Here is a 25,908-nt window from a genome sequence, read left to right as displayed (position 1 = left end):
TGACCATGACCATCCGTGAGGTCGAGCACGAGATCACCGCGGCCGCACCGGCCGGGACGGTCTTCCGGCTGATCGCCGAAGTGGAGAACTGGCCGCGGATCTTCCCGCCGACCATTCACGTCGAGCACGCCGAGCGCGGCGAGCGTGAGGAGCGCATCCAGATCTGGGCCACCGCCAACGGCGAGCCCAAGAACTGGACGTCGCGCCGCACCCTGGACCCGGAGAACCTGCGCATCACCTTCCGCCAGGAGGTGTCCACCCCGCCGGTCGCGTCCATGGGCGGCACCTGGATCATCGAGCCCCTCTCCGCGACCGAGTCACGGATCCGGCTGCTGCACGACTACCGGGCCGTCGACGACGACCCCGAGAGCCTGCAGTGGATCGACGAGGCCGTCGACCGCAACTCGCGCTCCGAGCTGGCGGCGCTGCGCACCAACGTCGAGCGCGTCCACGCCGAGACCGAGGCCGACCTGACGTTCTCCTTCGAGGACTCCGTCGAGATCGCCGGCTCGGCCAAGGACGTCTACGACTTCATCAACGAGGCGAACCTGTGGTCCGAGCGGCTGCCGCACGTGGCCACCGTCCGCCTCGACGAGGACGCTCCCGGCCTGCAGACGCTGGAGATGGACACCCGCGCCAAGGACGGCTCCGTGCACACCACGAAGTCGTACCGGGTGACCTTTCCGCACCACAAGATCGCCTACAAGCAGGTGACCCTGCCGGCGCTGATGACGCTGCACACCGGCTACTGGACGTTCGCCGAGACCGACACCGGTGTCAGGGCGTCCTCGCAGCACACGGTGACGATCAACACCGAGAACATCGCCCGCATCCTCGGCACGGACGCCACCGTCGCCGACGCCCGCGCGTACGTGCACACCGCGCTCAGCACCAACAGCCTGGCCACGCTGGGCCACGCCAAGGCCTATGCCGAGGCTCGGCGCTGAACTCGGCGGTCCACTGCGTGAGTTCGGACGACCGCCGCTGATCCCGGTGCTGCGCGAGCCGCCGCGGCTGTCACTGTGGCTGCTGCGTCCGCCGTCGGCGGACAGCCCGGCGGCGGCCCGGCTCGCGGTGCGCGAGCTGGACGCCGCGGAGCTGCGGCGGGCGGAGCTGTTCATGCGGCCCACGGACCGGGTGCAGTACCTGTCGGCGCACATCGCGCTGCGCCGGGTCCTCGCGGAAGCCACCGGGTACCCGCCCGAGCGGCTGCGCCTGGGCCGGGAGCCCGCGCCGGCGCGGCCGTACGGCACGACCCGGCCCGTGCTGCACGACCCTCCGCTGCCCGTCCACTTCTCGCTCTCGCACAGCCACGGCCTCGTGCTGATCGGCACGGCGGCCACGGTCGTCGGCGTGGACGTGCAGCGCACGCCGACGATCGAGGCGGTGCGGGTGTGCGGGCCCGCTCTCCACCAGGCGGAATGGCAGGAGCTGAGGGACTTTCCCGAGGCCCGCAGGGCCGATGCCTTCGCGCAGTTGTGGACCCGTAAGGAGGCGTATCTCAAGGGACTTGGCACGGGGCTCGCCCGCAGCCCCGCTCGTGACTACCTGGGACTCGCACCCCGGACCGGCGCCCCGCCCGGTCCGGCCGGCTGGATCGTGCGCAACGTGCCGGCCGGGCCGCACCACGCTGCCGCGGCCGCGCTGTTCGCATCCGCGGAGCCGATCGTCACGCTGCGTTCGCTGCCCGTGGCGTCCCTGTACGACGGCGGGGCGGGCCCGCCGCTGTCCGCGGCTCCGCTACTGGCTTTGAGGAGGAAAGGTTCATGGACGCTTCGGTGGTCGTTGTTGGAGCGGGACCCGCCGGGCTGATGCTCGCCGGGGAACTGCGCCTGGCGGGGATCGACGTCACGGTGCTCGAACGGCACCCCGAGCGCACCGGCGAGTCCCGGGGCATCGGGCTGACCATCGGCACGATGGAGGTCTTCGACCAGCGCGCACTGCTGCGCCGCCTCGGTGACTACGAGACCAGCGGCATGGGCCACTTCGGTGGCATCCCGCTGGACATGGGCGTCCTCGGCGCTTTCCACGAGGCCGCCAAGACGGTGCCGCAGTCGGTGACCGAACAGGCTCTGGAGGCCTGGGCGAGCGAGCTCGGCGCCGACATCCGCCGTGGGCACGAGTTCGTCTCGTACGCGGACCTCGGCGAATCCGTCACGGTCACCGTGCGCGGCCCCGAGGGCGAACAGACGCTCAGCGCCCGCTATCTCGTCGGCTGCGACGGCGGACGCAGCGCGGTCCGCAAGGCGGCCGGGTTCGACTTCCCGGGCACGGCCGCCACCACCGAGATGCTCCTGGCCGACCTGCGCGGGGTCGACCTGGAGCCGCGGATGACCGGCGAGCACATCGACGGCGGTTTCGTGATGGTCGCCAAGCTCGCCGGCGGGATCCACCGGATCATCGTCGGCGAGCACGGCGTGCCCCCGCGCAAGCGCACCGGACCGCCGCGGTTCACCGAGGTCGCCGATGTCTGGAAGCGGCTCACGGGCATCGACATCACGCACGCCGAGCCGGTGTGGGTCAGCGCCTTCGGCGATGCCTCCCGGCAGGTCACGCAGTACCGGCGCGGACGCGTCCTCCTGGCCGGCGACTCCGCCCACGTGCATCTGCCGGCCGGCGGGCAGGGCATGAACACCAGCGTTCAGGACGCCCACAACCTCGGCTGGAAGCTGGCGGCGGTGCTGCGCGGCGACGCCCCCGAGGAACTGCTCGACACGTACCACACCGAACGCCACGAGGTGGGCCGCGGCCTGCTCGCCAACACCCGGGCGCAGAGCCTGCTGATCCTCGGCGGCCAGGAGTCCGCACCGCTGCGCGACGTCCTCGCCGAGCTTGTGCGACTGCCGGGTGTGACACGGCACCTGGCGGCCAAGGTCAGCGGCCTCGACATCCGTTACGACGTCGGCGGCGGATCCAGCCCGCTGCTCGGCCGGCGCCTTCCGTACCTGCCGGTGACCACGGGGGAGCGGCGCACCAGCAGCACGGAACTCCTGCGCACGGGCCGCGGTGTCCTGCTCGACCTCGACGACAACGCCGTCCTGCGCCGCCGCGCGCAGCCCTGGCGTGACCGCGTCGACACCGTCACCGCGACTGCGGACACGGTCCCCGCCGGCAGCCCGCTCGCGGGCGCCGGCGCCGTACTGCTGCGCCCCGACGGCTACGTCGCCTGGGCCGCGCCCGGCAGCCACCGCGACCTGGGCTCCTCGCTGGCCCGCTGGTTCGGACCGGCGCTCGGACAGCGCCGATGACCCGCACCGATGTGCTCGTCGTCGGCGCGGGGCCGGTCGGCCTGTTCCTCGCGGCCGAGTTGCGAGCGGGCGGCGCGGACGTCGTCGTCCTGGAGCGACTGCCCCGGCCCACCGGCGAGTCACGGGCCTCGATCCTGCACGCGCGAACCATGGAGATCTTCGCCGACCGCGGTTTCCTGCCCCGGCTCGGCGATCTGCCGCCGGTCGGCCCCGGCCACTTCGGCGGCCTGCGCCTCGACCTCGCCGAGGCCGACCCGGACCATCCGTACGCCGGCCAGTGGGAGTGCCTCCAACACCACTTGGAGACCGAACTGCAGGCATACGCACTGGAGTCGGGTGCCGAGATCCGGCGCGGTCACACGGTGACCGGCCTTGGGCACAGCGGCGACGGCGTCCACGCCGAGGTGCGCGGGCCCGCCGCCGGCGGCGCGCCGGGCGCCACGTACACCATCGAGGCCGACTACCTGGTCGGCTGCGACGGCGAGCACAGCACGGTGCGTGAGCTCGGCGGCTTCGCGTCCGCCGGACACGACGCCGACAAGGTGATGCTGCGCGCCGACGTCGCCGGCATCGAGATCGGCAACCGGCGGCTGGAGCGCTTCCCCGGCGGCATCGCCACCGCCTACCGCAGGCCCGACGGCACCACCCGGCTGATGGTCCACCGCTTCGGCGAGCAGCCGGCCGGCGAGGTGACCTTCGAGCAGGTCGCCGCCGCCTGGGCCGCGGTGACCGGTGAGGACATCGGGCACGGCGAGGCCCGCTGGCTCAACCGCTTCGGCACCGTCTCCCGGCAGGTCACCGAGTACCGGCGCGGCCGGCTGCTGCTCGCCGGCGACGCCGCGCACCGCCAGATGCCGGTAGGCGGGCAGGCCGTCAACCTCGGGCTGCAGGACGCGGCGAACCTCGGCTGGAAGCTGGCCCGGGTCGCCACCGGTGCGGCGGCGCCCGCGCTGCTCGACACGTACCACGCCGAACGGCATCCCGCCGGGGCACGCACGCTGGCCAACATCGACGCGCAGGCCCGGCTGCTGTTCGGCACCGAGGACGTGCTCGCGCTGCGGGACATCTTCGGCGAACTGCTCGGCCAGGCGCCCGTCCGCCGCCACCTCGCCCGCGTGATCAGCGGCCTCGACGTGACCGAACAGCCGCGCCCCGAACGGCATGCCGCACCGTCGCGGCTCTCGCACACCCACCAACCCGGAAGGCCAACCGTGGACAGGCTCACCGACAAGACGGCCCTCGTGACCGGTTCGAGTCGCGGCATCGGCAGGGCGACCGCCATCCGGCTCGCCCGCGAGGGCGCGCTCGTCGCCGTGCACTACGCCGCCAACGAGCGGGCGGCGAACGACACCGTCGAGCTCATCGAGAAGGAGGGCGGCAGCGCCTTCACCGTGCGCGCCGAACTCGGCGTCCCCGGCGACGTGCACGAACTCTTCCTCGGCCTGGAGCGCGGCCTGAAGGAGCGTACCGGCGACACCCGCCTCGACATCCTGGTCAACAACGCGGCCGTCACGTCGACGGGTTCGGCGCCCGAGGACCTCACCCCCGACGAGTTCGACCGCTACTTCGCCGTCAACGCGAAGGCGCCGTACTTCCTCGTGCAGCGGGCCATCGGGCAGATGCCGAGCGGCGGCCGCATCGTCAACCTCACCACCGGCGTCACCCGCACCTCCGTGCCCGACCAGGTCGCGTACGCCATGACCAAGGGCGCGATCGAGCAGCTCACCTTCCAGCTGGCCCGCATCCTCGCGCCGCGCGGCATCACCATCAACAGCGTGGCCCCGGGCATCACCGACAACGGCGGCGCCATCTTCGACAACCCGCAGGCCGTCGAGGCGATGGCGAAGTTCTCGGCCTTCAACCGGGTCGGTGAGGCCGGCGACGTCGCCGACGTCGTCACCTTCCTGACCACCGACGAGGCCCGCTGGATCACCGGCGCCTTCATCGACGCCACCGGCGGCACCCTCCTCGGCTGAGCCGCGGCCGTCCCCACCCACCCCAGCGAGAACCACCCATGTGAGAGGCCCTACATGTCCGCCCACACTGCGCGCGTCGCTGTCGTCACCGGAGGCAACAAGGGGATCGGCCGCGAGATCGTCCGGCAGCTCGCCGAGCGCGGCCACACCGTCCATCTGGGGGCCCGCGACGAACGGCGCGGCCGTCGGACCGCCGACGAGCTGTCCGCCGACGGCCTCGACGTGCGGTTCCTGCACCTCGACGTCACGGACGAGACCTCCGTCAAGGCCGCCGCCGAGCACCTGGCCGAGGAGGCGGGCGCCCTGCACGTCCTGGTCAACAACGCCGGTATCGGCGGCCCCATGCAGCCCCCCAGCCAGACCCCCGCCGAGCAGGTGCGGACGGTCTACGAGACCAACGTCCTCGGCGTCATCACGGTGACCAACGCCCTGCTGCCACTGCTGCGCAAGGCGCCCTCGGCCCGCATCGTCAACGTCAGCAGCGCCATCGGCTCGCTGAAGTCGGCCGCCGAGAACCTCGACCAGACGGGGGAGCACCCGCCCGGCGAGTTCCCGTCGAAGCTGCTGGCGTACGCGTCGTCCAAGACCGCCCTGAACGCGGTCACGCTGGCGTACGCCAACGAGCTGCGCGGCACCGGCATCCTGGTCAACGCGGCGTCCCCGGGCTTCGTGGCCACCGACATCAACGGTCACCACGGCCGGCTCACCACCGAGCAGGGCGCGCGCATCCCGGTCCTGCTCGCGACCCTCCCCGACGACGGCCCCACCGCCACCTTCCTCGGGGAGAACGGCACGGCGGAGGGGCAGGTGCTGCACTGGTGACCGCGCCCGCCGCCACCGCCGCGCCCGCCACGCAGGGGCAGGAGGCATGGAGCGCACGCCAGTGGTCCCGGCTCCTCGTGCTCTCCGGCAACATGCTGCTCGACGCGATCGAGGTGTCCGTCCTCCTCATCGCCCTGCCCACGCTCGCCGCCCGGTTCGGCCTCACCGCGTGGAGTGCCCAGTGGCTGATGAGCGGCTTCGCGCTCGGCTTCGCCGCGCTGCTGCTGTTCGGCCCCGTGCTGTGCGCCCGTGTCGGACGGCGCCGGGCCTACCTGGGCGCGATGCTGCTGTTCGCCCTGGCCTCCCTGACCGGCGGCCTCGCCGGCGGCCCCGTGCTCCTGGTCGCCGTCCGCGTCGTCAAGGGGTGCTGCGCCGCCCTGACCGCGCCGACCGGCCTGGCCATCATCAACGACCTGTTCCCGCAGGGCCCGCAGCGACGACGGGCCCTGTCGGTGTACTCGCTGTTCGGCGCGACCGGTTTCACCGCCGGGCTGCTGCTGGCCGGCGGCCTGCCGGCGGCCAGTTGGCGCTGGGTGTTCGTCTTCCCCGCGCCCGTGGCCCTGGTGCTGCTCGTCGCCGGGGCGTACGTGCTGCCGCGCGAGCAGGGCGGCGGCCCGGCGCGGCTGCCGAGCCCGGCGCTCCTGAAGCGGGGCCCGCTGCTGCGCTCCGCGCTGGGCGCCGCCTGCCTCAACGGCACCTACCAGGCGCTGCTGGTCCTGATGGTCTTCCGGATGGCGGACGGGTACGGCTGGTCGCCCTGGAGCTCGGCGCTCGCGCTGCTGCCCGCCTGCGTGCCGCTGGCGCTGAGCGTGCCGTTCGCCGGCCGGCTCATCGCCCGCCACGGCAGCCGCCGTCTCATCACGCTCGGCGCGCTCTTCCCGTTCCTCGGGCAGGTCCTGTACCTGGCCCGTCCCGACAGCGGCTACGTCCTTGGCATGCTGCCGGTCCTGCTGCTCGTCGAGACCGGGTTCTGCCTGGCGTTCGTAGCCCTGAACACCCAGGCGACGGCCGGCCTCGCCCCCGCGGACCGGGGCGCGGCCGTGTCGTTGTACCAGGCGTTCGTACAGCTCGGCGCCGCGCTGCTGCTGCCGCTCGTCGCCCTGCTGCTGACCCGCGCCGCGAGCCCGCGGCCCGCGGCGGCGCTCGTCACCGCGGTGGGCGCACTCGGTCTGGTGGCCGCGCTCGCGCGCCGCCCGGCCCGTACCACCACCACCTGACGCGCCGCTTCCTCGGCTCCCAGCTGTTCCATCACCTCAAGGAGGCTCACTGCCATGGCAGTCGACACGCCCGACAACTCCGTCAACCCCGGCCCGATCATGGGCCTGATCCTCGGCTCCTGGCAGTCGCGGATGCTGCTCGCGGCCGTCGAGTACGACCTGTTCACCGAAGTGTCCAAGGGCCCGGTCACCACCGCCGAACTCGCCGAGCGACTCGGCCTTGTCGAGCGCGGCGCGAACGACCTGCTCGCCGGTCTCGTCCACCTCGGCCTGCTGGAGTCGGCCGACGGCGCGTTCACCAACGCCCCGGTCAGCGACGCGTTCCTGGTCAAGGGCCGCCCCGCCTACCTCGGCGGCTACCTGCACTTCTGCGAGCAGGAGCTGAACCCGGCGTGGCAGGGTCTGGCCGAGTCGCTGCGCACCGGCAAGCCGCAGAACCAGGCCGCGGTCGCGGGCAACCCGTACGACACCCTGTACGCGGACGCCGACGCCACCGACGGCTTCCTCGACAGCATGGACCTGCTGAGCGCGCCGATCGCGCAGGCCCTGAGCCGCATCGACTGGAGCGGGTACACCTCCTTCATCGACATCGGCGGCGCCCGCGGCAACTTCGCGCACGAGGTCGTCCAGCACAACCCGCACCTGAAGGGCGCGGTCTTCGACCTGCCGCCGCTGCGGTCCGCCTTCGACCGGCACATGACCCGGCTCGGCGACACCGAACTCACCTTCCACGGCGGCGACTTCTTCAAGGACGACCTGCCCAGGGCCGACGTCCTCGTCTTCGGCCACGTCCTGCACAACTGGGGGGTCGAGGACCGCATCGACCTGCTCAAGCGGGCCTACGACGCGTTGGAGCCGGGCGGGGCCGTGTTCGTCTACGACCCGATGGCGGGCGGCGAACAGCCCTCGATGCACGGCGCCCTGGCCGGTCTGACGATGCTCGTCTGGTCCCGCGGCGGCCACGAGTACTCCGCCGACGAACTGCACGGCTGGCTGCGCGCGGCCGGCTTCACGCCCGAGACCGCCGAGGTCGACGGGCTGCACGAGGACGTCCTGGTCATCGGCCGCAAGGACGCCTGAACCCCCGGCCCGAGAAAACAGAGGAAACCTGAGGAGTCGACGATGCCGACCACGTCGCACGTCCGGCCGGAGATCGGCCGTCCGGACATCGCCACCGTGCTGGTGGAGGAGGTCACCGGCGGTGACCCCGAGCGCCTGCGGGACGCCGGTGCCGCGGTCCTCGCGCACTGGGAGTCCGCCGAGTGGCCCGCGGGCCTCGCGTCCGTGTCCCTGTTCCACGGCACCGACGGCACATCGCTGCTGACGTACGCCCAGTTCACGGCGGACGCCGAGGACGCGGACGGGCCGCGCGGGGCCTTCGAGGCGCTGCGCCCGGACTGGCGCGCACTCGGCTACGAGCCGGGCGAGCCCGCGGCGTTCCGGCTGTACCGCAGGGTGCAGCCCACCGTGCTGCCCGACCCGCTCCCGCCGGTCGGCTGCTACCCGGCCGCCTTCTTCGCCATGCGGGACGGCGAGCGAGCGCGGGCCTGGGTCGACGGCCTGCTCGGCACCGAGGAGAAGACCGTCGGCGAGGACCGGGCCTACCCCGGCGCGATCGCCGCCAACTTCCATGTCAGCGCGGACGACGACGGGATCTTCCTGCTGTCAGAGTGGGCTTCGGAGGCGGAAGCGCTCGTCCACATCAAGGCGGAGATCGAACCGCTTCTGGAGTACATGGGGCAGGCGGAGGCCGGAGCGGGCCGCCGCTACGAGTTCCACGCCACCCGTACGAACTGACTCGTACACCCGTACACCCGTACAAGAACTGAAGGGCACCCCCTTGGCAATCCCGACCACACGGACGGCACTGTCCTCGCGCGCCGTCGTCTTCGGCTTCGGTGCACACAGCGTCATCGACGACATGCCGGTGCTGCTGGAGATGACCCAACTGGCCGACCGGGAAGGACTGGACCTCTTCTCCCTGTCGGACCACCCCTATATCGGGCAGCGTCTGGACGCGTACGCCACCGTCGGCTTCGTCGTCGGTCGCACCCAGAACCTCGCGGGGTTCGCCAACGTCAGCAATCTGCCCACGCGACCCCCGGCCATGCTGGCGCGGACGGTGACGACCCTGTCCGCGCTCTCCGACGGCCGGGTCGTGCTCGGCATGGGTGCCGGGGGGCTGTGGGAGCGGATCGCCGCCATGGGCGTCGAACCGCTCACCCCAGCCCAGGCGGTCGAGGCCTTCGAGGAGGCCATCGTCCTCGTCGGGAAGCTGTCCGGTGGTGGCCCGCCGGTCACCTTCAAGGGCCGCCACTACCAGGTCGAGCAGATCGAACCGGCTCCGGTCGCGGCGCCCCCGGTGTGGACCGGATCGGTCGGCCCCAAGTCCCTTGCCGCCACCGGCCGGGTGGCCGACGGCTGGATCCCGGGCCACGCGGCGGACTGGCTGAGCGCGCGTTACGTTGCCTCCCGCCCGGTCGTCGACGAGGCGGCGCGGTCCGTGGGCCGTGACCCGCGCGAGGTCCGCACCATCTTCAACTTCCCCGGCCAGATCACCGAGCGACCGCTGGCCAGGACGCGCGACGGCGACGGCCGGTGGATCGGCGGCAGCGTCGAGCAGTGGATCGAGGAGCTGACCGCGGCGGTCGTGGAGCACGGCGCGTCGGGCTTCATGCTCTTCTCGCCCCGCGGCGGAACCCCGGACCTGCCGTCCCTCGGCCGCTGGGCCGGCGATATCGCCCCGGCGGTGCGCGAGGCCGTCGCCCAGCACGCCGGCTGAGCAGGCCGGGCGAAGTCCGCCGCAGCCCCGCGCCCCGAAGGGGCGCGGGGCTGCGTTCTTTGTGCGGCTGCCGCCGCGTGCACACCACCCAACGATCTTTCTCCCCCCTTTCGAAGGGCTTTCCATGACCAGCAGGTTCGAGAACAAGACGGCGCTCGTCACCGGCGCCAGCCGGGGCATCGGGCGCGCCATCGCCCTGCGGCTCGCGCAGGACGGTGCCGTCGTCGCGGTGAACTACTCCGGCAACGAGGTCGCGGCGAAGGAAACCGTGTCGCTCATCGAGCAGGCCGGCGGCCGCGCCTTCACCGTGCAGGCCAGCCTCGGCCGGCCGGGCGCCGTCGAGCAGCTCCTCGACGGCACCAGGGCGGGCCTGGTCGAGCTCACCGGCTCGGACCGGCTCGACATCCTGATCAACAACGCCGCCGCCACCGGCTTCGAGGGCGCCGGGCCCGCCGCGGTCACCGAGGAGATCCTCGACAACTGCTACAACATCAACGCCAAGGCGCCGTTCCTGCTCATCCAGAAGGCCCTTGAGCTGATTCCCGACGGCGGCCACATCGTCAACGTGTCGTCCGGGGTCACCCACTCCGCGTTCCCGATCCAGATCGCGTACGCGATGAGCAAGGGCGCCCTGGAGCAGATCACCCTGCACATGGCGCCGGTACTGGCGGCGCGGGACATCACCATCAACACGGTCGCCCCGGGTGTCACCAACAACGGTGACCCGGTGTTCGAGGACCCCGAGGCGGTCAAGCAGATGTCCGCCCTGTCGGCCTTCGACCGGGTCGGCGAGGTGGACGAGGTCGCGGACATCGTCGCGTTCGTCGCCTCGGACGAGGCCCGTTGGATGACCGGTTCGTTCGTGGACGCCACCGGCGGCACCCTTCTCGGCTGAGGAGCCCCCATCATGCAGAACGAGATCCAGTCGGCGGTGGGCTTCGCCCACGCCAAGCCGGAGAAGGCGGCGGAGCTCGGCGCGCTGCTCGTCGACTTCGCCGAGCGCTCCCGCACCGAGCCCGGCTGCCTGGGCAGTTGGATCAACCAGGACGCGCAGGACCCGAACCTCTTCGTGTTCTACGAGATCTGGGCGACCCGCAAGGACCTGGCCCGCCACCTCGGGCGGTCGTACATGAAGGAGTTCCTGGACGGCCGGGACGCCTACCTCCAGAAGGAGCTGGAGGTACGGCCGTTGACGCTCGCCGGAACGCCGGGCCAGGACGGGGCCGCGACCCCGGCGGAGATGAACCAGAAGTACCTGGACGCCTACGCCGCCCGGGACATCGACGCGATCATGGCGGTCTACGCGCCGGGCGCCGCGGCCGTCTGGGAGCCCGGCAAGGCCGTCAGCGGTGACGAACACCGCGCCGCCGTGGTCGAGTTCCTCAAGCTGGACCCGCAGCTGTCGGCCGAGGTCGTCGAGAGCTACGTCGTCGGCGACACCGCCGCGCTCGTCGTCGACTGGAGCATCGAGGTGCCCTCGAAGCCCGAGATGACCGGCACCGGACGCGGCCTCGACGTCCTGAAGAAGAACGCCCGGGGCGAGTGGCGTTACGTGATGACCAACCCGTTCGGGAGTGTGTGACATGAAGATCGAAGGCAGCGTTGCCGTCGTCACCGGCGCCGCGAGCGGCATCGGCAAGGCGATCGCCGAGGCCCTGGCCGCCGCCGGCGCCCGGGGCGTCGTCGTCTCCGACATCGACGTCGAGGGCGCCGGGAAGGTGGCCGCCGGTATCGGCGCCCAAGCCCTCGCGGTCCGGGCCGACGTCGCCGACGAGGCGTCGATCCAGGCCCTGGTCGACCGGGCCCGGGAGCGGTTCGGCTCTGTCGACATCTTCGTCTCCAACGCCGGACTGACCGTGACGGGCGGCTACGACGCGTCGGACGAGGACTGGAAGCGCGCCCTCGACGTCAACATGATGTCGCACGTGTGGGCGGCCCGAGCCGTGGTCCCGGCCATGCTGGAGGCCGGCCAGGGACACCTGGTGCAGACGATCGCCGCCTGCGGTGTGCTCACCGCGTTCGGCGCGGCGCCGTACTCGGTCGCCAAGCAGGGGGCCGTGGCGTTCGCCGAGTACCTCGCCGTCGAGTACGGCCACCGCGGTCTCGGCGTCTCGTGCCTGATGCCCCAGGCGGTCAACACCCCGATGCTGGCCGCCAGCGTCAGCAGCAACGAGCAGTTGGCCAAGCTGAAGGAGGTCTCCGAGGTCCTCGAACCCGAGCAGGTGGCCAAGGCCGCCCTCGAAGCCATCGAGGAGAACCGGATCCACGTCTTCACGCACCAGGGTTCGGCCGACTCCTTCCGGCAGCGGGCCGCCGACGCCGATGTGTGGGTGGCCCAGATGCGCGCCATCCGCCACGGCGCCCGCCCCTGACGAGGGTCCGTGTCCGGTTCCGGCTCACAGGAAGGAAAAACATGTCCGAGGGAACACTGCGCCTTGCCGTGATCATCGGTTCGTCCCGTGTGGGCCGCACCGGTCCGGCCGTCGCGCGCTGGTTCGTCGCGGAGGTCGAGGCCTGCGCGATGTACGACGTCGACGTCCTCGATCTGGCCGACGTGGAACTGCCGTTGTCGTTGACGCAGGAACCCGGGGGCGAGTCCGCCGAGTTGCTCGCCTCCGTCGCCGCACGCCTCGACGCTGCGGACGCGTTCGTCGTGATCACGCCGGAGTACAACCACAGCTTCACCGCCCCGATGAAGAACCTGATCGACTGGCACCGCGCCGAATGGCAGGCCAAGCCGGTCGCGTTCGTCTCCTACGGCGGTCTGTCCGGCGGGCTGCGGGCCGTCGAGCAGCTGCGCCTGGTCTTCGCGGAGCTGCACGCGGCCACGATCCGCGACACGGTCAGCTTCCACGGCGTGTGGCAGCACATCGGCGACGACGGTGTGCTGCGCGCGCCCGACGCCGCCGTCCCCGCCAAGGCCATGCTCGAAAAGCTCCAGTGGTGGGCCTGTGCCCTCAAGGACGCCCGCACCGCACGTCCGTACGCCGCCTGAAACCAGGGAGAGCCATGAGTTCCATCAGGGTGGAGGACGGCTACTTCACGCTGTTCAACATCTTTCACACCGAAGGCCCCGACGGGCAGCAGGTGCTGTTCGACCAGTGGCGCAGCCTGCCGCCGGCGAACGTCCAGCCGGGCCTGGTCTCGGGCAATTTCCACCGGGGGCTCGACGGCCGCTCGGTGGTCAACTACGCACAGTGGGAGAGCAAGGAGGCGTACGACGCCTTCCTGGGCGAGCGCGCCACCCAGGGCCGCCTCGGCAGCGCCCTGAACGTCTCCCGCCTGGACAACATCCCCTGCGAGGTCGTCCACACCTGGCACCCCGAGCCCCGTATCAGCCTCGACGAGCCCCGCTTCACCGTGGTCATCGTGGTCACGTCGGCGCCCGAGGACCAGCCGCAGGTGCTCAAGGAAATGACGCACGATCCCGAGGAGCTGGCGACCACGCCGGGTTACGTGTCGCACGCCGTGCACCGCGGCCTGTCCGGCGAGCACGTCATCAAGTACGCGCAGTGGGAGGACGAGAACAGCTTCCGCGCCTTCCTGGAGCGGCCCAAGGAGCCGTCCGCTCTCGACGGCCTGGACGGCGTCCGTGTCGAGCTCCACTTCAGCGAGATCGAGTACATCAGGGAGCGCGTGTGAGCGGCGAGCCGGCAGGACACGACGCCGGGGCGTTGGACGCCGCGGCCGGTGCGGCGGCCCGCGGCGCCGAGGGCGCGGACTCGGCCGGGCGGCTCGGCCAGGACACCGTCGAGGCGCTGGCGGCGGCCGGGTTCACCAAAGCCTTTGCCCCTGCGGCGCAAGGCGGCGCAGGCGGCACCTTCGAGTCGGTGACGCGGGCCGTCGCCACGATCGGCGAGGGCTGCGCGTCCGCCGCCTGGCTCGCGTCCCTGTGGGCGTACAACGGGCGCTTCAGCGCCTTCCTGCCCGAGGAGGGGCGCGAGGAGGTCTGGGCGAAGGGCACCGACACCCGGCTGGTGAGCTCGATGGTCGCTGCCGGGGTCCAGGCCGAGCCGGTGACCGGCGGCTGGTCGCTGTCCGGCAAGTGGCTCTACGTCAGCGGGGTCGAGTTCGCCGACTGGGCACTGCTCAGCTCGGCGCCGCCGCGCGAGGGCGACCGGTCGATCCGGGTGTTCGCGGTGCCCAGGGACTCCTTCACCCACGAGGAGTCCTGGTCGACGCTCGGCATGCGCGCCACCGGCAGCCACACCCTGCTGGTGGAGCGGACGTTCGTGCCGGAGTACCGCTCGTTCGTCTGGGACGACATGCGCCAGGGCAACCTGCCGGCGCCGACCGGGTCCCCGGTGCACGCGGCACCGCTGTTCGCGGTGAACGGGTTGACCTTCGCGGCGCCCATCCTGGGCGCGGCCCGCGCCGCGCTGCGCCTGGTCGAACAGCACCTCGGCACACCGTCGAGCGGAGCCCGGGCGGCGGCCCGGGACACGGCCCGCATCGCCTACACCCGCGCGGCGGGCGAGATCGACGCGGCGGCGCTGCTGCTCGCGCGGGTCGCCGGGACCGCCGACGGGGGCCGGCTCGTGGAGGACGGCGCGGCCGTGCGCAACCATCGCGACGCCACGCTCGCGGTGGAGCTGCTCGTCGGCGCGGTGGACCGGCTGTTCCACGTGACGGGGACCCGCGGGCAGGCCACGTCCCACCCGATGCAGCGCATCTGGCGGGACGTCCACGCGGCGGGCTCGCATGCCGCCCTGCAGTTCGAGCCGGCCGCGCTCGCCTACACGCAGCGGCTGATCGCGGCCTGAGGCCCGTCAGCCGCGGGCGGCGGCCCCGTGGCCGGGTTCGACGAAGACCACGGGGCCGTCGTTGTCGCGCACGACGCGGCCGAGCAGTGCGGCGAGAGTGTCCCGTCCCGCGGCGTCGAGGCCGGCCGGCAGCTGCTCGATGCGCCGGCAGGCGTCGGTGTAGAAGCGGTCGGCGAGCCGTGCGCCGCGAGAGGTGAGCGCCGCCCGCACCGCACGGCTGTCGCGCGGATCGTTCTCGCGCCGTACCAGGCCGTTGTTCTCGGTGCGGTCCACCAGACCGGTCAGACTCGATTTGGCGAGCCCGAGCATCGAGCACAGTTCGCTCATTCCGTACGGCTGCGCCATCAGCACGCACAGCAACTGGCCCTGCTGCGGGGTCAGTCCGTGCTCACGGCTCACCTGGGCATACACGGCGTTGACCAGGAACGATGACCGCACCAGTGCGGCCGCCAGCCCCATCGCGCCGTCGTCGTCTTCATGCTTGGCCACGCGTGCAGCGTAGCACCCGAATATCGAAAGTTCGTAGCAGGAACTTCTACTTCTTAACAAAGATCTGTAGTTCCTGAAGTTTCTCTGCATTGTGGTTCGCAGTGCGAATCAATTAGCGTTTTCGAGCAGAGCCCGACGCAATTTCATTGGTTTGTGGAGTGTGAATCATGAGTCGTAAAGTCGCCGTTGTCGGCGGAGGCTACGGGGGCGCCGCGGTGGCCAAGGCCCTCGAGTCCGAGGCCGAGGTCGTCCTGATCGACCCGCGTGACGCCTTCGCCAACGTGGCGGGGTCGCTGCGCGCACTGGCCCAGCCCGAGTGGGCGCCCAACATGTTCTTCCCGTTCAAGACGCTGCTCACCAACGGCCAGGTCGTTCAGGACCGCGCCGTCTCCGTGGACCCCACCGGCGTCACCCTGGCCTCGGGCCGGCACGTCGCGGCCGACTACGTGGTCCTGGCCACCGGCTCCAGCTACGCCTACCCGGCCAACCCCTCCGCCGCCACCGTGGAGGAGGCGCTCAAGGACTTCCGCGCCTCGCACAAGGAACTGCTGCAGGCGGACAACGTCCTCATCCTCGGCGCCGGCCCGGTCGGCCTCGAACTCGCCGGTGAGATCAAGCAGGTCTGGCCGGACAAGAAGGTGACCATCGTCGACCCGGCCAAGGAACTGCTCCCCGGCTTCAAGCCGGAGGTCGTCGAGGACCTGCACGGCCAGCTCGACGCCCTGGGCATCGAGGTCCGCCTCGGCACCGGCCTGACGGCCGAGCCGGGCACCCCCTCCGGCCAGGTCGGCTCGTTCACCGTCACCACGACCGCCGGTGACGAGATCACCGCCGACGTCTGGTACCGCGCCTTCGGCACGGTCATCAACAACGACTACCTCGCCGACGGCAAGCTCACCGCCCTCACCGAGCAGGGCCAGGTCCCCGTGACCGAGAAGCTCAACGTCAAGGGCCACGACCACGTCTACGCGGTCGGCGACATCACCGACGTCGCCGAGGCCAAGATGGCCGGCTACGCGATGCAGCACGCCGAGGTCGTCGCCAAGAACATCCTCGCCCAGATCAAGGGCGAGGAGCCGACGGCGACCTACCAGCCGCTGGGCTTCCCGATGATCCTCCTGCCGCTCGGCAGCGAGGGCGGCGTCGGCCAGCTCCCCTCGCCCGAGGGCCCGTTCGTCGCCCCGACCGAGATGGTCTCCCAGTTCAAGGGCCAGGACCTGTTCACCGGCCGCTTCGTCGGCCAGCTGGGCCCCACGGCCGCCTGACCCGGCGACAGCCTCGTACCACTGCACCACTGCACCACTGCACCACCCGAGCTCGCCGCGCGAGCTCGCCGGTTCCCCATCCCCCGTCTGGGACCGGCGAGTTCGTGCGGCGTTCGCGTTTCCCGATCCGTTCCCACGACCACGGAGACGACGCCCATGCCACCGTCCAGGGACACCAAGGACAGCAAGGACAGCACGGAGATCATCACCGGCCCCGCCGGCACCGTGCTGCGCATCGAGAAGGGCAGCCCCGACGCGACCGAACTCGCCGCGCTCACCGCCGTGCTGCTCGCCCGTGCGGCCGCCGTCGGCAACACGGAGCAGGACCACGCCGAGGGCCCGGAGTCCGGCCGCCGCACCGCACGCTGGCAGCGCCTCGAACGGCGCACCCGCGCCGGCACACCGCGCAGCTGGCGCGACGACGCATACCGACGATGAGCGCGTCCGACGTGCGCGTGCCCCAGGCCGGCACGGAGCGCGCGCTACCGCCGCACCCCGGTGAACCCGGCGTCCCCGTCCACCATCTGGTCCATCACCTGGTACGCCGCCTGGTACGCCGCCGCCTCACCCGCTGCCCGGCGCCGACCAGGAGATGAGGGCGGCACCCGGGTACCTCCCAACCGCCCGGAGTTGTTGATCCCATGGCCCAGCCGTTGACCACCGATGCCTTCCGGGCCCGCGAGATCACCCTCGACGCCGCCGGGATCCCGTTGTCGGCACTGATCGCCGAGCCGCCCTCCGGTCGGCCCCGGGCCGTCGTGGTCGCGGTGCACGGCGGCGGCATGCGGGCCGGCTACTTCGACAGCCGGGCCCGCCCCGGACTGTCGCTGCTCGCCCTCGGCGCCGGCCTCGGCTACACGGTCCTGGCCGTCGACCGCCCCGGCTACGGAAGTTCGGCCCCCCACCTGCCGCGCGGCCAGGGGCTGGCTGCGCAGGCGGCGACGCTGCACGACGGTCTCGCCGACTTCGCCGCCACCCATGACACAGGCGCGGGCATCTTCCTCGTGGCGCACTCCAACGGCGGCAAGCTCGCCCTGGCCGCGGCCGCCGAGGAGCGCGGCAGCAGCCTCATCGGCCTGGACATCTCCGGCCTCGGCAGCCGCCTCGCCGTACGCACCGACCAGCTCCCGGGCCGGCACGGCCACGGTGACTGGCGCCGCCACTGGGGCTCCTTGCGGCTCTACCCGCCGGACGCCTTCCGGCAGGGTCGCCACCTCGTGTCGCCGGTACCCGAACTGGAGGCACACGAGGGGCCGTTGTGGCCCGGCATGTACCCGCGGATCGCCCGCAGGGTCCGGATCCCGGTCCGCTTCACCTTCGCCGAGCAGGAGCAGTGGTGGCTGTTCGACGACGATGCCCTGGCCGCCCTGCGCCGGCCGCTGGCCGCCACCACGACCGTCATCGCCCACCAGCCGGACGCCGGGCACAACCTGAGCCTCGGCTGGGCGGCCCGTACCTACCACCTCAAGGCCCTCGGTTTCCTGGAGGACTGCCTGCTCGCCAAGGACGCGGCGCCCGCCCGGCCGGTGAGCCGGCCGGTCCCCGCGGTGTGACTCCGACCGGGGACACGAGCCGCCGAAGCCGCCGAAGCCGCCGAAGTCATCGGGAGACAGACAGAGATGAGCATCGACACGCTGGACATTCTTGACCGTCTTGAGGAAGCCGAGCACGTCCCGGCCCCGGCCGAACCGGCCCGCGCCCGCCGCCCCCTCGTCGGGGCAGCCGTCGTGCGGCCCGCACTGCTCGCCGGGGAGGAGCACCAGGTCCCGGACCCGTCGATCTTCCGCGGCACCGACTGACCCACCGCGCGCAGCGCCGCGCGCACCCAGCCACCCACCGATCCACCCTCACCACCCACCCTGGAGAGACATGTCCCGCCGTCTGTTCACCTCGGAGTCCGTGACCGAGGGCCATCCCGACAAGATCGCCGACCAGATCAGCGACACCGTCCTCGACGCCCTGCTCGCCCAGGACCCGGCCGCGCGCGTCGCCGTGGAGACCCTGATCACCACCGGCCAGGTGCACATCGCCGGTGAGGTGACCACGACCGCGTACGCGGACATCGCCACGCTCGTCCGCGACAAGATCCTCGAGATCGGCTACGACTCCTCCGCGAAGGGCTTCGACGGCGCCTCCTGCGGTGTGTCGGTGTCCATCGGCGCCCAGTCCCCGGACATCGCGCAGGGCGTCGACACCGCCTACGAGTCCCGCGTCGAGGGCACCGGCGACGAGCTGGCCGCCCAGGGCGCCGGTGACCAGGGCATCATGTTCGGCTACGCCACCGACGAGACGCCCACCCTGATGCCGCTGCCGATCGAGCTGGCGCACCGCCTCGCGCGGCGCCTCACCGAGGTCCGCAAGAACGGCACCGTCCCCTACCTGCGCCCGGACGGCAAGACCCAGGTCACCATCGAGTACCTGGGCAGCCGGCCGGTCCGCCTGGACACCGTCGTCGTCTCCTCCCAGCACGCCCCGGACATCGACCTGGACGGGCTGCTGGTCCCGGACGTGCGCGAACATGTCGTCGAACACGTTCTCGCCGAGCTCGCCGAGGACGACATCAAGCTGGAGACCGAGGGCTACCGCCTCCTCGTGAACCCCACCGGCCGCTTCGAGATCGGCGGCCCGATGGGCGACGCCGGCCTGACCGGCCGCAAGATCATCATCGACACGTACGGCGGCTACGCCCGCCACGGTGGCGGCGCCTTCTCCGGCAAGGACCCGTCCAAGGTGGACCGCTCGGCAGCGTATGCGATGCGCTGGGTCGCCAAGAACGTGGTCGCCGCCGGCCTGGCGTCCCGCTGCGAGGTGCAGGTCGCGTACGCCATCGGCAAGGCCGAGCCCGTCGGCCTCTTCGTCGAGACCTTCGGCACCGGTGAAGTCGCCCAGGACACCATCGAGCAGGCCATCACCCAGGTCTTCGACCTGCGCCCCGCCGCGATCATCCGCGACCTCGACCTGAAGCGGCCCGTCTACGCCCAGACGGCGGCCTACGGCCACTTCGGCCGCGAACTGCCCGACTTCACCTGGGAGCGCACCGACCGGGCCGAGGCGCTCAGGGCCGCCGCGGGCATCTGACGCCCTGCCCCAATCCACCCCCCAGGAATCACGAATCCCCAGGCCGGCAGGTGCTGGCCCGTCCGGTGCCTGCCACCCGACAGGAGTTCAGGAGTTCATGTGCGTATCGCGGTGACAGGATCCATTGCCACGGACCATCTGATGGTCTTCCCCGGTCGGTTCGCGGACCAGCTCATCCCCGACCGACTCGCCCATGTCTCCCTGTCCTTCCTGGTCGACGCGCTTGAGGTGCGCCGGGGCGGGGTCGCCGCCAACATCTGCTTCGGCCTCGGCGGCCTCGGCCTCGCCCCGCTGCTCGTCGGGGCCGTCGGTGCCGACTTCGCCGAGCACGAGGTCTGGCTCAAGGAGCACGGCGTCGACACCGGCGCCGTGCACGTCTCGGCCGAGCGCGGCACCGCCCGCTTCATGTGCATCACCGACGAGGACGCCAACCAGATCGCCGCCTTCTACGCGGGCGCCATGCAGGAGGCTCGTGACATCGACCTGGCGCGGTCCCTCCACGGGCGGCCGCGCCCCGACCTGGTCCTGGTCGGCCCCGACGACCCGGAGGCGATGCTCCGGCACACCCGCGAGTGCCGCCGCCTCGGCCTGCCCTTCGCCGCCGACCCCTCCCAGCAGCTCGCCCGCCTCGACGGCCCCCAGGTGCGCGACCTGGTGGACGGCGCCCGCTGGCTGTTCACCAACGAGTACGAGGCCGCTCTGCTCCTCGAACGCACCGGCTGGGACCGGGACGACGTCCTCGCCCGGGTCGGCGCCTGGGTCACCACCCTGGGAAGCGCCGGAGTGCGCGTGGACCGCGCCGGCCACGCCCCGCTCACCGTGGACGCCGTCCCCGACGCGCCGGTCACCGACCCGACCGGGGTGGGCGACGCCTTCCGGGCCGGCTTCCTCGCCGCGCTCGGCCACGATCTGCCGCTGCCCGCCGCGGCCCGCCTGGGCTGCGTGCTGGCGTCCACGGCCCTGTCCACGGTCGGCTCGCAGACCTACCGCGTGGACCGGCACCACCTTCTGGCCACGGCCGAGCGCGCCTACGGCGCGGCCGCGGCCGACGAACTGGCCCCCGCTCTGCACGCCCTGGAAGTCCTGGACGGCACGCCATGACAGACCTCCGTGAAGCCTTCGCCACCCGAGTCGTCGTCGCCGACGGGGCGATGGGCACCATGCTGCAGGCGCAGGACCCCACTCTGGAGGACTTCGAGAATCTCGAGGGCTGCAACGAGATCCTCAACCTGACCCGCCCCGACATCGTGCGCTCCGTCCACGAGGCGTATTTCGCGGTGGGCGTCGACTGTGTCGAGACGAACACCTTCGGCGCCAACCACGCCGCGCTCGGTGAGTACGACATCGCCGACCGCGTCTTCGAGCTGTCGGAGGCGGGCGCCCGCCTGGCCCGCGAGGTGGCCGACGAGTTCACCGCGTCGACCGGGCAGCAGCGCTGGGTGCTCGGCTCGATGGGCCCCGGCACCAAGCTGCCGACGCTGGGCCACGCTCCGTACGCCACGCTGCGCGACGCCTACCAGCAGAACGCCGAGGGCCTGCTCGTCGGCGGCGCGGACGCCCTGTTGGTGGAGACGACGCAGGACCTGCTGCAGACCAAGGCGTCGGTTGTCGGTGCCCGCCGGGCGCTGGACGCGCTGGGCAAGGACGTCCCGCTGATCTGCTCGGTGACCGTCGAGACGACCGGCACCATGCTGCTCGGTTCGGAGATCGGCGCGGCGCTGACGGCGCTCGAGCCACTGGGTATCGACATGATCGGCCTGAACTGTGCCACGGGACCGGCCGAGATGGGCGAGCACCTCCGCCATCTGGCCCGGCACGCCCGTATTCCGCTCTCGTGCATGCCGAACGCCGGTCTGCCGGTCCTCGGCAAGGACGGCGCCCACTACCCGCTGACCGCATCGGAGTTGGCGGACGCGCAGGAGACGTTCGTGCGCGAGTACGGGCTGTCGCTGGTGGGCGGCTGCTGCGGTACGACCCCGGAACATCTGCGGCAGGTGGTGGAGCGGGTGCGCGGCGTCGAGCCGGTGCCGCGCTCGCCGCAGCCCGAGCCGGGTGCCGCCTCGCTGTATCAGACGGTGCCGTTCCGTCAGGACACCGCGTACCTGGCGATCGGCGAGCGCACGAACGCCAACGGTTCGAAGAAGTTCCGCGAGGCCATGCTGGAGGGCCGCTGGGACGACTGTGTGGAGACGGCCCGCGAGCAGATCCGCGAGGGCGCCCACATGCTGGACCTCTGCGTGGACTACGTGGGCCGGGACGGCGTCGCGGACATGGAGGAACTGGCGGGCCGGTTCGCGACCGCCTCCACCCTGCCGATCGTCCTGGACTCGACCGAAGTCGACGTGATTCAGGCCGGGTTGGAGAAACTGGGCGGGCGTGCGGTCATCAACTCCGTCAACTACGAGGACGGCGACGGCCCCGAGTCCCGCTTCGCGAAGGTCACCCGGCTCGCCCGTGAGCACGGCGCCGCGCTGATCGCGCTGACCATCGACGAGGAGGGGCAGGCCCGCACTCCCGAGAAGAAGGTCGAGATCGCCGAGCGGCTGATCGGCGACCTGACCGGGAACTGGGGCATCCACGAGTCGGACATCCTCATCGACACCCTGACCTTCACCATCTGCACCGGTCAGGAGGAGTCGCGGGGGGACGGCATCGCCACCATCGAGGCGATCCGCGAGCTCAAGCGCCGCCACCCGGACGTCCAGACCACCCTCGGTCTGTCGAACATCTCCTTCGGCCTCAACCCGGCCGCCCGCATCCTGCTCAACTCGGTGTTCCTGGAGGAGTGCGTCAAGGCAGGCCTGGACTCCGCGATCGTCCACGCGTCGAAGATCCTGCCGATCGCGCGGTTCGAGGAGGAGCAGGTGAAGGCCGCGCTCGACCTGATCTACGACCGCCGGTCCGAAGGCTATGACCCTCTGCAGAAGCTGATGGCACTGTTCGAGGGGGCGACCGCCAAGTCCCTGAAGGCCGGCAAGGCCGAGGAACTGGCCGCGCTGCCGCTGGAGGAGCGCCTCAAGCGCCGCATCATCGACGGCGAGCGCAACGGCCTGGAGGCCGATCTCGATCTCGCGCTGGCCGACCGCCCGGCGCTGGACATCGTCAATGACACGCTGCTGGCCGGCATGAAGGTGGTCGGCGAGCTGTTCGGCTCGGGCCGGATGCAGCTGCCGTTCGTGCTCCAGTCCGCCGAGGTGATGAAGTCCGCGGTGGCCCATCTGGAGCCGCACATGGAGAAGACCGCCGACGGCGAAGGAGGGGCGGGCAAGGGCACCATCGTCCTGGCCACCGTCCGCGGCGACGTCCACGACATCGGCAAGAACCTCGTCGACATCATCCTGTCCAACAACGGCTACAACGTCGTCGACCTCGGCATCAAGCAGCCCGTCTCCGCGATCCTGGAAGCCGCCGACGAGCACAAGGCCGACGTCATCGGCATGTCCGGACTCCTGGTGAAGTCGACCGTGATCATGAAGGAGAACCTGGAGGAGCTCAACGCCCGTGGGCTCGCGCGGCGCTTCCCGGTGATCCTGGGCGGTGCCGCCCTCACCCGCGCCTACGTCGAGCAGGACCTGCACGAGCTCTACGAGGGCGAAGTCCGGTACGCCCGGGACGCGTTCGAGGGCCTGCGCCTGATGGACGCGCTGATCGCGGTCAAGCGCGGTGTGCCCGGCGCCGCCCTGCCCGAGCTGAGACGGCGCCGTGTGCCGAAGCGGGAGACGCCGCCGCTCAAGGTGCGGGAGCCGGAGCCGGCCGGGCGCAGCGACGTGGCAGTCGACAACCCCGTACCCGAGCCCCCCTTCTTCGGGACGAGGGTCGTCAAGGGCATCCAGCTCGCCGAGTACGCGTCCTGGCTGGACGAGACGGCCCTGTTCAAGGGCCAGTGGGGCCTGAAGGACCAGGAGACGATCGAGTCGGAGGGCCGGCCGCGGCTGCGCGGCTGGCTGGACCGGCTGCAGACGGACCGGCTCCTCGAAGCGGCCGTGGTCCACGGCTACTTCCCCTGCGTGTCCAAGGGCGACGACCTGATCGTCCTGGACGAGGACGGAGGCGAACGGACCCGCTTCACCTTCCCCCGCCAACAGCGTGGCCGCCGCCTGTGCCTGGCCGACTTCTTCCGCCCCGAGGAGTCCGGCGAGAGAGATGTCCTGGCCCTCCAGATGGTCACCGTGGGATCCAGGATCGGCGAGGCCACCGCCGAGCTGTTCGCCGCCGACTCCTACCGCGAATACCTCGAACTGCACGGTCTGTCCGTCCAGTTGGCGGAGGCTCTCGCCGAGTACTGGCACAGCCGGGTCCGCGCGCAGTGGGGGATCGGCGGCGCCGACCCGACCGGCATCGACGGCATGCTGCGTACCGAGTACCAGGGCTGCCGCTACTCCCTCGGCTACCCGGCCTGCCCCGACCTCGAGGACCGGGCCAAGATCGCCGCGCTGCTGGGGCCCGAGCGGATCGGGGTCCACCTCTCCGAGGAGTACCAGCTCCACCCCGAGCAGTCCACGGATGCCATCGTCGTCCACCACCCCGAGGCGAACTACTTCAACGCGGGAGGCCGACGATGAGCACCGTGCGCCAGGTCCTCGCGAGCGGGGCCCGTTCCTTCTCCTTCGAGTTCTTCCCCCCGCGGACCGAGGCGGGCGCCCGCACCCTGTGGAACGCGATCCGCCGTATCGAGTCGCTGTCGCCGACGTTCGTCTCCGTGACGTACGGCGCGGGCGGCTCGTCGCGGGACCGTACGGTCGAGGTGACCAAGCGCATCGCGACGCAGACGACCCTGCGGCCCGTCGCCCATCTGACGGCCGTGGGCCACTCGGTCGCCGAACTGCGCCACGTCATGGGCCAGTACGCGGACGCGGGCGTACGGGACGTGCTGGCGCTGCGCGGCGATCCGCCGGGCGACCCGAACGCCCGCTGGGTCCCGCACCCGCAGGGCCTCACCCACGCCCATGAGCTGGTCTCCCTCGTCCGCGGGTTGGGCGACTTCGGCATCGGTGTGGCGGCGTTCCCCGAGCGCCATCCGCGCTCGCCGGACTGGGACAGCGACATCAGGTACTTCGTCGCCAAGTGCCGGGCGGGCGCGGACTACGCGATCACCCAGATGTTCTTCGATCCGGAGGACTATCTGCGGCTGCGGGACCGGGTCGCCGCGGCCGGCTGCGACACCCCGATCATCCCCGAGATCATGCCCGCCACCGACGTCCGGCAGATCAGCCGCTTCGCGCAACTCAGCGGCGCCGGCTTTCCCGAGGACCTGGCCCACCGCCTGGAGGCGGCGAAGGACGACCCGGCCGCCGGGCACCGCATCGGTGTCGACCACGCCACCGCCATGGCCGCCCGGCTGCTGGACGAGGGTGCGCCCGGCCTGCACTACATCACGCTCAACAAGTCCCTCGCGACGCTTGAGATCCACCAGAACATCCAGCCCACGCACAGCATCAGGAGCGCCGAGCATGTCCTCTCAGCCGAACGCTGACTTCACCGACTACAAGGTCGCCGACATCGGTCTCGCGGAGTTCGGCCGCAAGGAGATCACCCTGGCCGAGCACGAGATGCCCGGCCTGATGGCGATCCGCCGCGAGTACGCCGACGCCCAGCCGCTGGCCGGCGCCCGGATCACCGGCTCTCTGCACATGACCGTACAGACCGCGGTTCTCATCGAGACCCTCGTCGCGCTCGGCGCGCGGGTCCGCTGGGTGTCCTGCAACATCTACTCCACGCAGGACCACGCCGCTGCCGCGATCGCCGCCGCAGGCATTCCCGTCTTCGCCTGGAAGGGCGAGACGCTGCAGGAGTACTGGTGGTGCACCGAGCAGGCCCTGACCTGGCCCGACGGTGACGGCCCCAACATGATTCTGGACGACGGCGGTGACGCCACCCTGCTCGTCCACAAGGGCGTCGAGTACCAGAAGACCGGCCACCTCCCCGAGGCCACCAACGAGGAACTCGCCGTCGTCCGCTCCCTGTTGGAGACCACCACCCTGGACTGGCCGGCCATCGCCGCCGGTATCCGCGGTGTGACCGAGGAGACCACGACCGGTGTCCACCGCCTGTACGAGATGCAGCGCGACGGCGTCCTGCTGTTCCCGGCGATCAACGTCAACGACGCCGTGACCAAGTCGAAGTTCGACAACAAGTACGGCTGCCGGCACTCGCTGATCGACGGCATCAACCGCGCCACCGACGTCCTGATCGGCGGCAAGACCGCGGTCGTGTGCGGCTACGGCGACGTGGGCAAGGGCTGTGCGGAGTCCCTGCGCGGACAGGGCGC

The 25,908-nt window shown here is 71.6% G+C and carries 26 protein-coding genes; 25 read left to right on the top strand and 1 reads right to left on the bottom strand.

All coding sequences use genetic code 11. The annotated features are described in order from the left end of the window. Nucleotides 1–5 precede the first annotated feature (5 nt). The 15 genes from ABT137_RS47925 to ABT137_RS47855 all read left to right on the top strand — a co-directional run bounded on the left by ABT137_RS47925 (nt 6) and on the right by ABT137_RS47855 (nt 14,808). Complete coding sequence (locus ABT137_RS47925; RefSeq protein ID WP_351719699.1) at nt 6–947, top strand: aromatase/cyclase; 942 nt, start codon at nt 6–8, stop codon at nt 945–947. Beyond that, nucleotides 928–1,812 (top strand): 4'-phosphopantetheinyl transferase family protein, encoded by an 885-nt coding sequence (locus ABT137_RS47920; RefSeq protein WP_351719696.1) that lies wholly within the window; start codon nt 928–930, stop codon nt 1,810–1,812. The genes ABT137_RS47925 and ABT137_RS47920 overlap by 20 nt, the downstream gene beginning before the upstream one ends. Beyond that, a complete protein-coding gene (locus tag ABT137_RS47915; RefSeq protein WP_351719694.1) occupies nt 1,767–3,248 on the top strand; it encodes an FAD-dependent monooxygenase in 1,482 nt (493 codons plus the stop codon). Before ABT137_RS47920 ends, ABT137_RS47915 begins: the two co-directional genes overlap by 46 nt. Next, complete coding sequence (locus tag ABT137_RS47910) at nt 3,245–5,224, top strand: SDR family oxidoreductase (RefSeq protein WP_351719691.1); 1,980 nt, start codon at nt 3,245–3,247, stop codon at nt 5,222–5,224. Before ABT137_RS47915 ends, ABT137_RS47910 begins: the two co-directional genes overlap by 4 nt. 54 nt (nt 5,225–5,278) lie before the next feature. Continuing rightward, nucleotides 5,279–6,046 (top strand): SDR family oxidoreductase, encoded by a 768-nt coding sequence (locus ABT137_RS47905; RefSeq protein WP_351719689.1) that lies wholly within the window; start codon nt 5,279–5,281, stop codon nt 6,044–6,046. Next, the gene (locus ABT137_RS47900; protein WP_351719686.1) at nt 6,043–7,263 is read left to right on the top strand and encodes an MFS transporter; all 1,221 of its coding nucleotides are present in this window, start codon (nt 6,043–6,045) and stop codon (nt 7,261–7,263) included. Before ABT137_RS47905 ends, ABT137_RS47900 begins: the two co-directional genes overlap by 4 nt. Nucleotides 7,264–7,317: 54 nt before the next feature. After that, nucleotides 7,318–8,343, top strand: a complete 1,026-nt coding sequence (locus ABT137_RS47895) for a methyltransferase (protein ID WP_351719684.1) — start codon at nt 7,318–7,320, stop codon at nt 8,341–8,343. Between the two features lie 42 nt (nt 8,344–8,385). After that, a complete protein-coding gene (locus ABT137_RS47890; protein WP_351719682.1) occupies nt 8,386–9,060 on the top strand; it encodes a hypothetical protein in 675 nt (224 codons plus the stop codon). 43 nt (nt 9,061–9,103) lie between these two features. After that, nucleotides 9,104–10,045: an LLM class flavin-dependent oxidoreductase gene (locus ABT137_RS47885; RefSeq protein WP_351719680.1), complete on the top strand. Its 942-nt coding sequence runs from the start codon at nt 9,104–9,106 to the stop codon at nt 10,043–10,045. 124 nt (nt 10,046–10,169) lie between these two features. After that, entirely contained in the window at nt 10,170–10,940 is a 771-nt protein-coding gene (locus tag ABT137_RS47880; RefSeq protein WP_351719678.1) for an SDR family NAD(P)-dependent oxidoreductase, read from the top strand. A 12-nt stretch (nt 10,941–10,952) separates the two neighbouring features. Further along, a complete protein-coding gene (locus ABT137_RS47875; RefSeq protein WP_351719675.1) occupies nt 10,953–11,627 on the top strand; it encodes an antibiotic biosynthesis monooxygenase in 675 nt (224 codons plus the stop codon). Between the two features lies 1 nt (nt 11,628). Then, nucleotides 11,629–12,417 (top strand): SDR family oxidoreductase, encoded by a 789-nt coding sequence (locus ABT137_RS47870; RefSeq protein WP_351719673.1) that lies wholly within the window; start codon nt 11,629–11,631, stop codon nt 12,415–12,417. A 41-nt stretch (nt 12,418–12,458) separates the two neighbouring features. Further along, nucleotides 12,459–13,040 carry an NADPH-dependent FMN reductase gene (locus tag ABT137_RS47865; protein ID WP_351719671.1) on the top strand — a complete coding sequence of 194 codons (582 nt, stop codon included), beginning with the start codon at nt 12,459–12,461 and terminating at the stop codon, nt 13,038–13,040. A gap of 14 nt (nt 13,041–13,054) precedes the next feature. Then, nucleotides 13,055–13,687, top strand: a complete 633-nt coding sequence (locus tag ABT137_RS47860) for an antibiotic biosynthesis monooxygenase (protein WP_351719669.1) — start codon at nt 13,055–13,057, stop codon at nt 13,685–13,687. Further along, the gene (locus ABT137_RS47855) at nt 13,684–14,808 is read left to right on the top strand and encodes an acyl-CoA dehydrogenase family protein (protein ID WP_351719667.1); all 1,125 of its coding nucleotides are present in this window, start codon (nt 13,684–13,686) and stop codon (nt 14,806–14,808) included. The genes ABT137_RS47860 and ABT137_RS47855 overlap by 4 nt, the downstream gene beginning before the upstream one ends. 6 nt (nt 14,809–14,814) lie before the next feature. Here the strand turns inward: ABT137_RS47855 and ABT137_RS47850 are convergent, their stop codons facing one another. Beyond that, on the bottom strand, nt 14,815–15,267 hold the full coding sequence (locus ABT137_RS47850) for a MarR family winged helix-turn-helix transcriptional regulator (RefSeq protein ID WP_351719723.1): 453 nt from the start codon (nt 15,265–15,267) through the stop codon (nt 14,815–14,817). A 197-nt stretch (nt 15,268–15,464) separates the two neighbouring features. On the opposite strand from ABT137_RS47850, the gene ABT137_RS47845 reads away from it, so the two are divergent. From ABT137_RS47845 to ABT137_RS47800, 10 genes are all read left to right on the top strand, one after another. Beyond that, a complete protein-coding gene (locus ABT137_RS47845) occupies nt 15,465–16,562 on the top strand; it encodes an NAD(P)/FAD-dependent oxidoreductase (protein WP_351719664.1) in 1,098 nt (365 codons plus the stop codon). Between the two features lie 156 nt (nt 16,563–16,718). Further along, on the top strand, nt 16,719–17,000 hold the full coding sequence (locus ABT137_RS47840; RefSeq protein ID WP_502984708.1) for an acyl-CoA carboxylase epsilon subunit: 282 nt from the start codon (nt 16,719–16,721) through the stop codon (nt 16,998–17,000). Next, on the top strand, nt 16,997–17,158 hold the full coding sequence (locus ABT137_RS47835; protein ID WP_351719662.1) for a hypothetical protein: 162 nt from the start codon (nt 16,997–16,999) through the stop codon (nt 17,156–17,158). Before ABT137_RS47840 ends, ABT137_RS47835 begins: the two co-directional genes overlap by 4 nt. Nucleotides 17,159–17,203: 45 nt before the next feature. After that, complete coding sequence (locus ABT137_RS47830) at nt 17,204–18,115, top strand: alpha/beta fold hydrolase (RefSeq protein WP_351719659.1); 912 nt, start codon at nt 17,204–17,206, stop codon at nt 18,113–18,115. A gap of 66 nt (nt 18,116–18,181) precedes the next feature. Further along, complete coding sequence (locus ABT137_RS47825; RefSeq protein ID WP_351719656.1) at nt 18,182–18,361, top strand: hypothetical protein; 180 nt, start codon at nt 18,182–18,184, stop codon at nt 18,359–18,361. Between the two features lie 70 nt (nt 18,362–18,431). Continuing rightward, the gene (gene metK, locus ABT137_RS47820) at nt 18,432–19,640 is read left to right on the top strand and encodes a methionine adenosyltransferase (protein WP_351719653.1); all 1,209 of its coding nucleotides are present in this window, start codon (nt 18,432–18,434) and stop codon (nt 19,638–19,640) included. Between the two features lie 99 nt (nt 19,641–19,739). Continuing rightward, nucleotides 19,740–20,741 (top strand): carbohydrate kinase family protein, encoded by a 1,002-nt coding sequence (locus ABT137_RS47815; protein WP_351719651.1) that lies wholly within the window; start codon nt 19,740–19,742, stop codon nt 20,739–20,741. After that, on the top strand, nt 20,738–24,202 hold the full coding sequence (metH, locus tag ABT137_RS47810) for a methionine synthase (RefSeq protein WP_351719649.1): 3,465 nt from the start codon (nt 20,738–20,740) through the stop codon (nt 24,200–24,202). The genes ABT137_RS47815 and metH overlap by 4 nt, the downstream gene beginning before the upstream one ends. Beyond that, nucleotides 24,199–25,113, top strand: coding sequence for a methylenetetrahydrofolate reductase [NAD(P)H] (gene metF, locus ABT137_RS47805; protein ID WP_351719647.1), 915 nt, complete (start codon nt 24,199–24,201; stop codon nt 25,111–25,113). The genes metH and metF overlap by 4 nt, the downstream gene beginning before the upstream one ends. After that, nucleotides 25,091–25,908 (top strand): adenosylhomocysteinase (locus tag ABT137_RS47800; protein WP_351719644.1); only part of this gene is annotated, 818 nt, incomplete at its 3' end. The genes metF and ABT137_RS47800, both read left to right, overlap by 23 nt.

The organism is Streptomyces sp. NPDC001980 (genome assembly GCF_040296885.1).
GTDB lineage: Bacteria > Actinomycetota > Actinomycetes > Streptomycetales > Streptomycetaceae > Streptomyces.
This window is presented reverse-complemented; position numbering and strand designations above follow the sequence as displayed.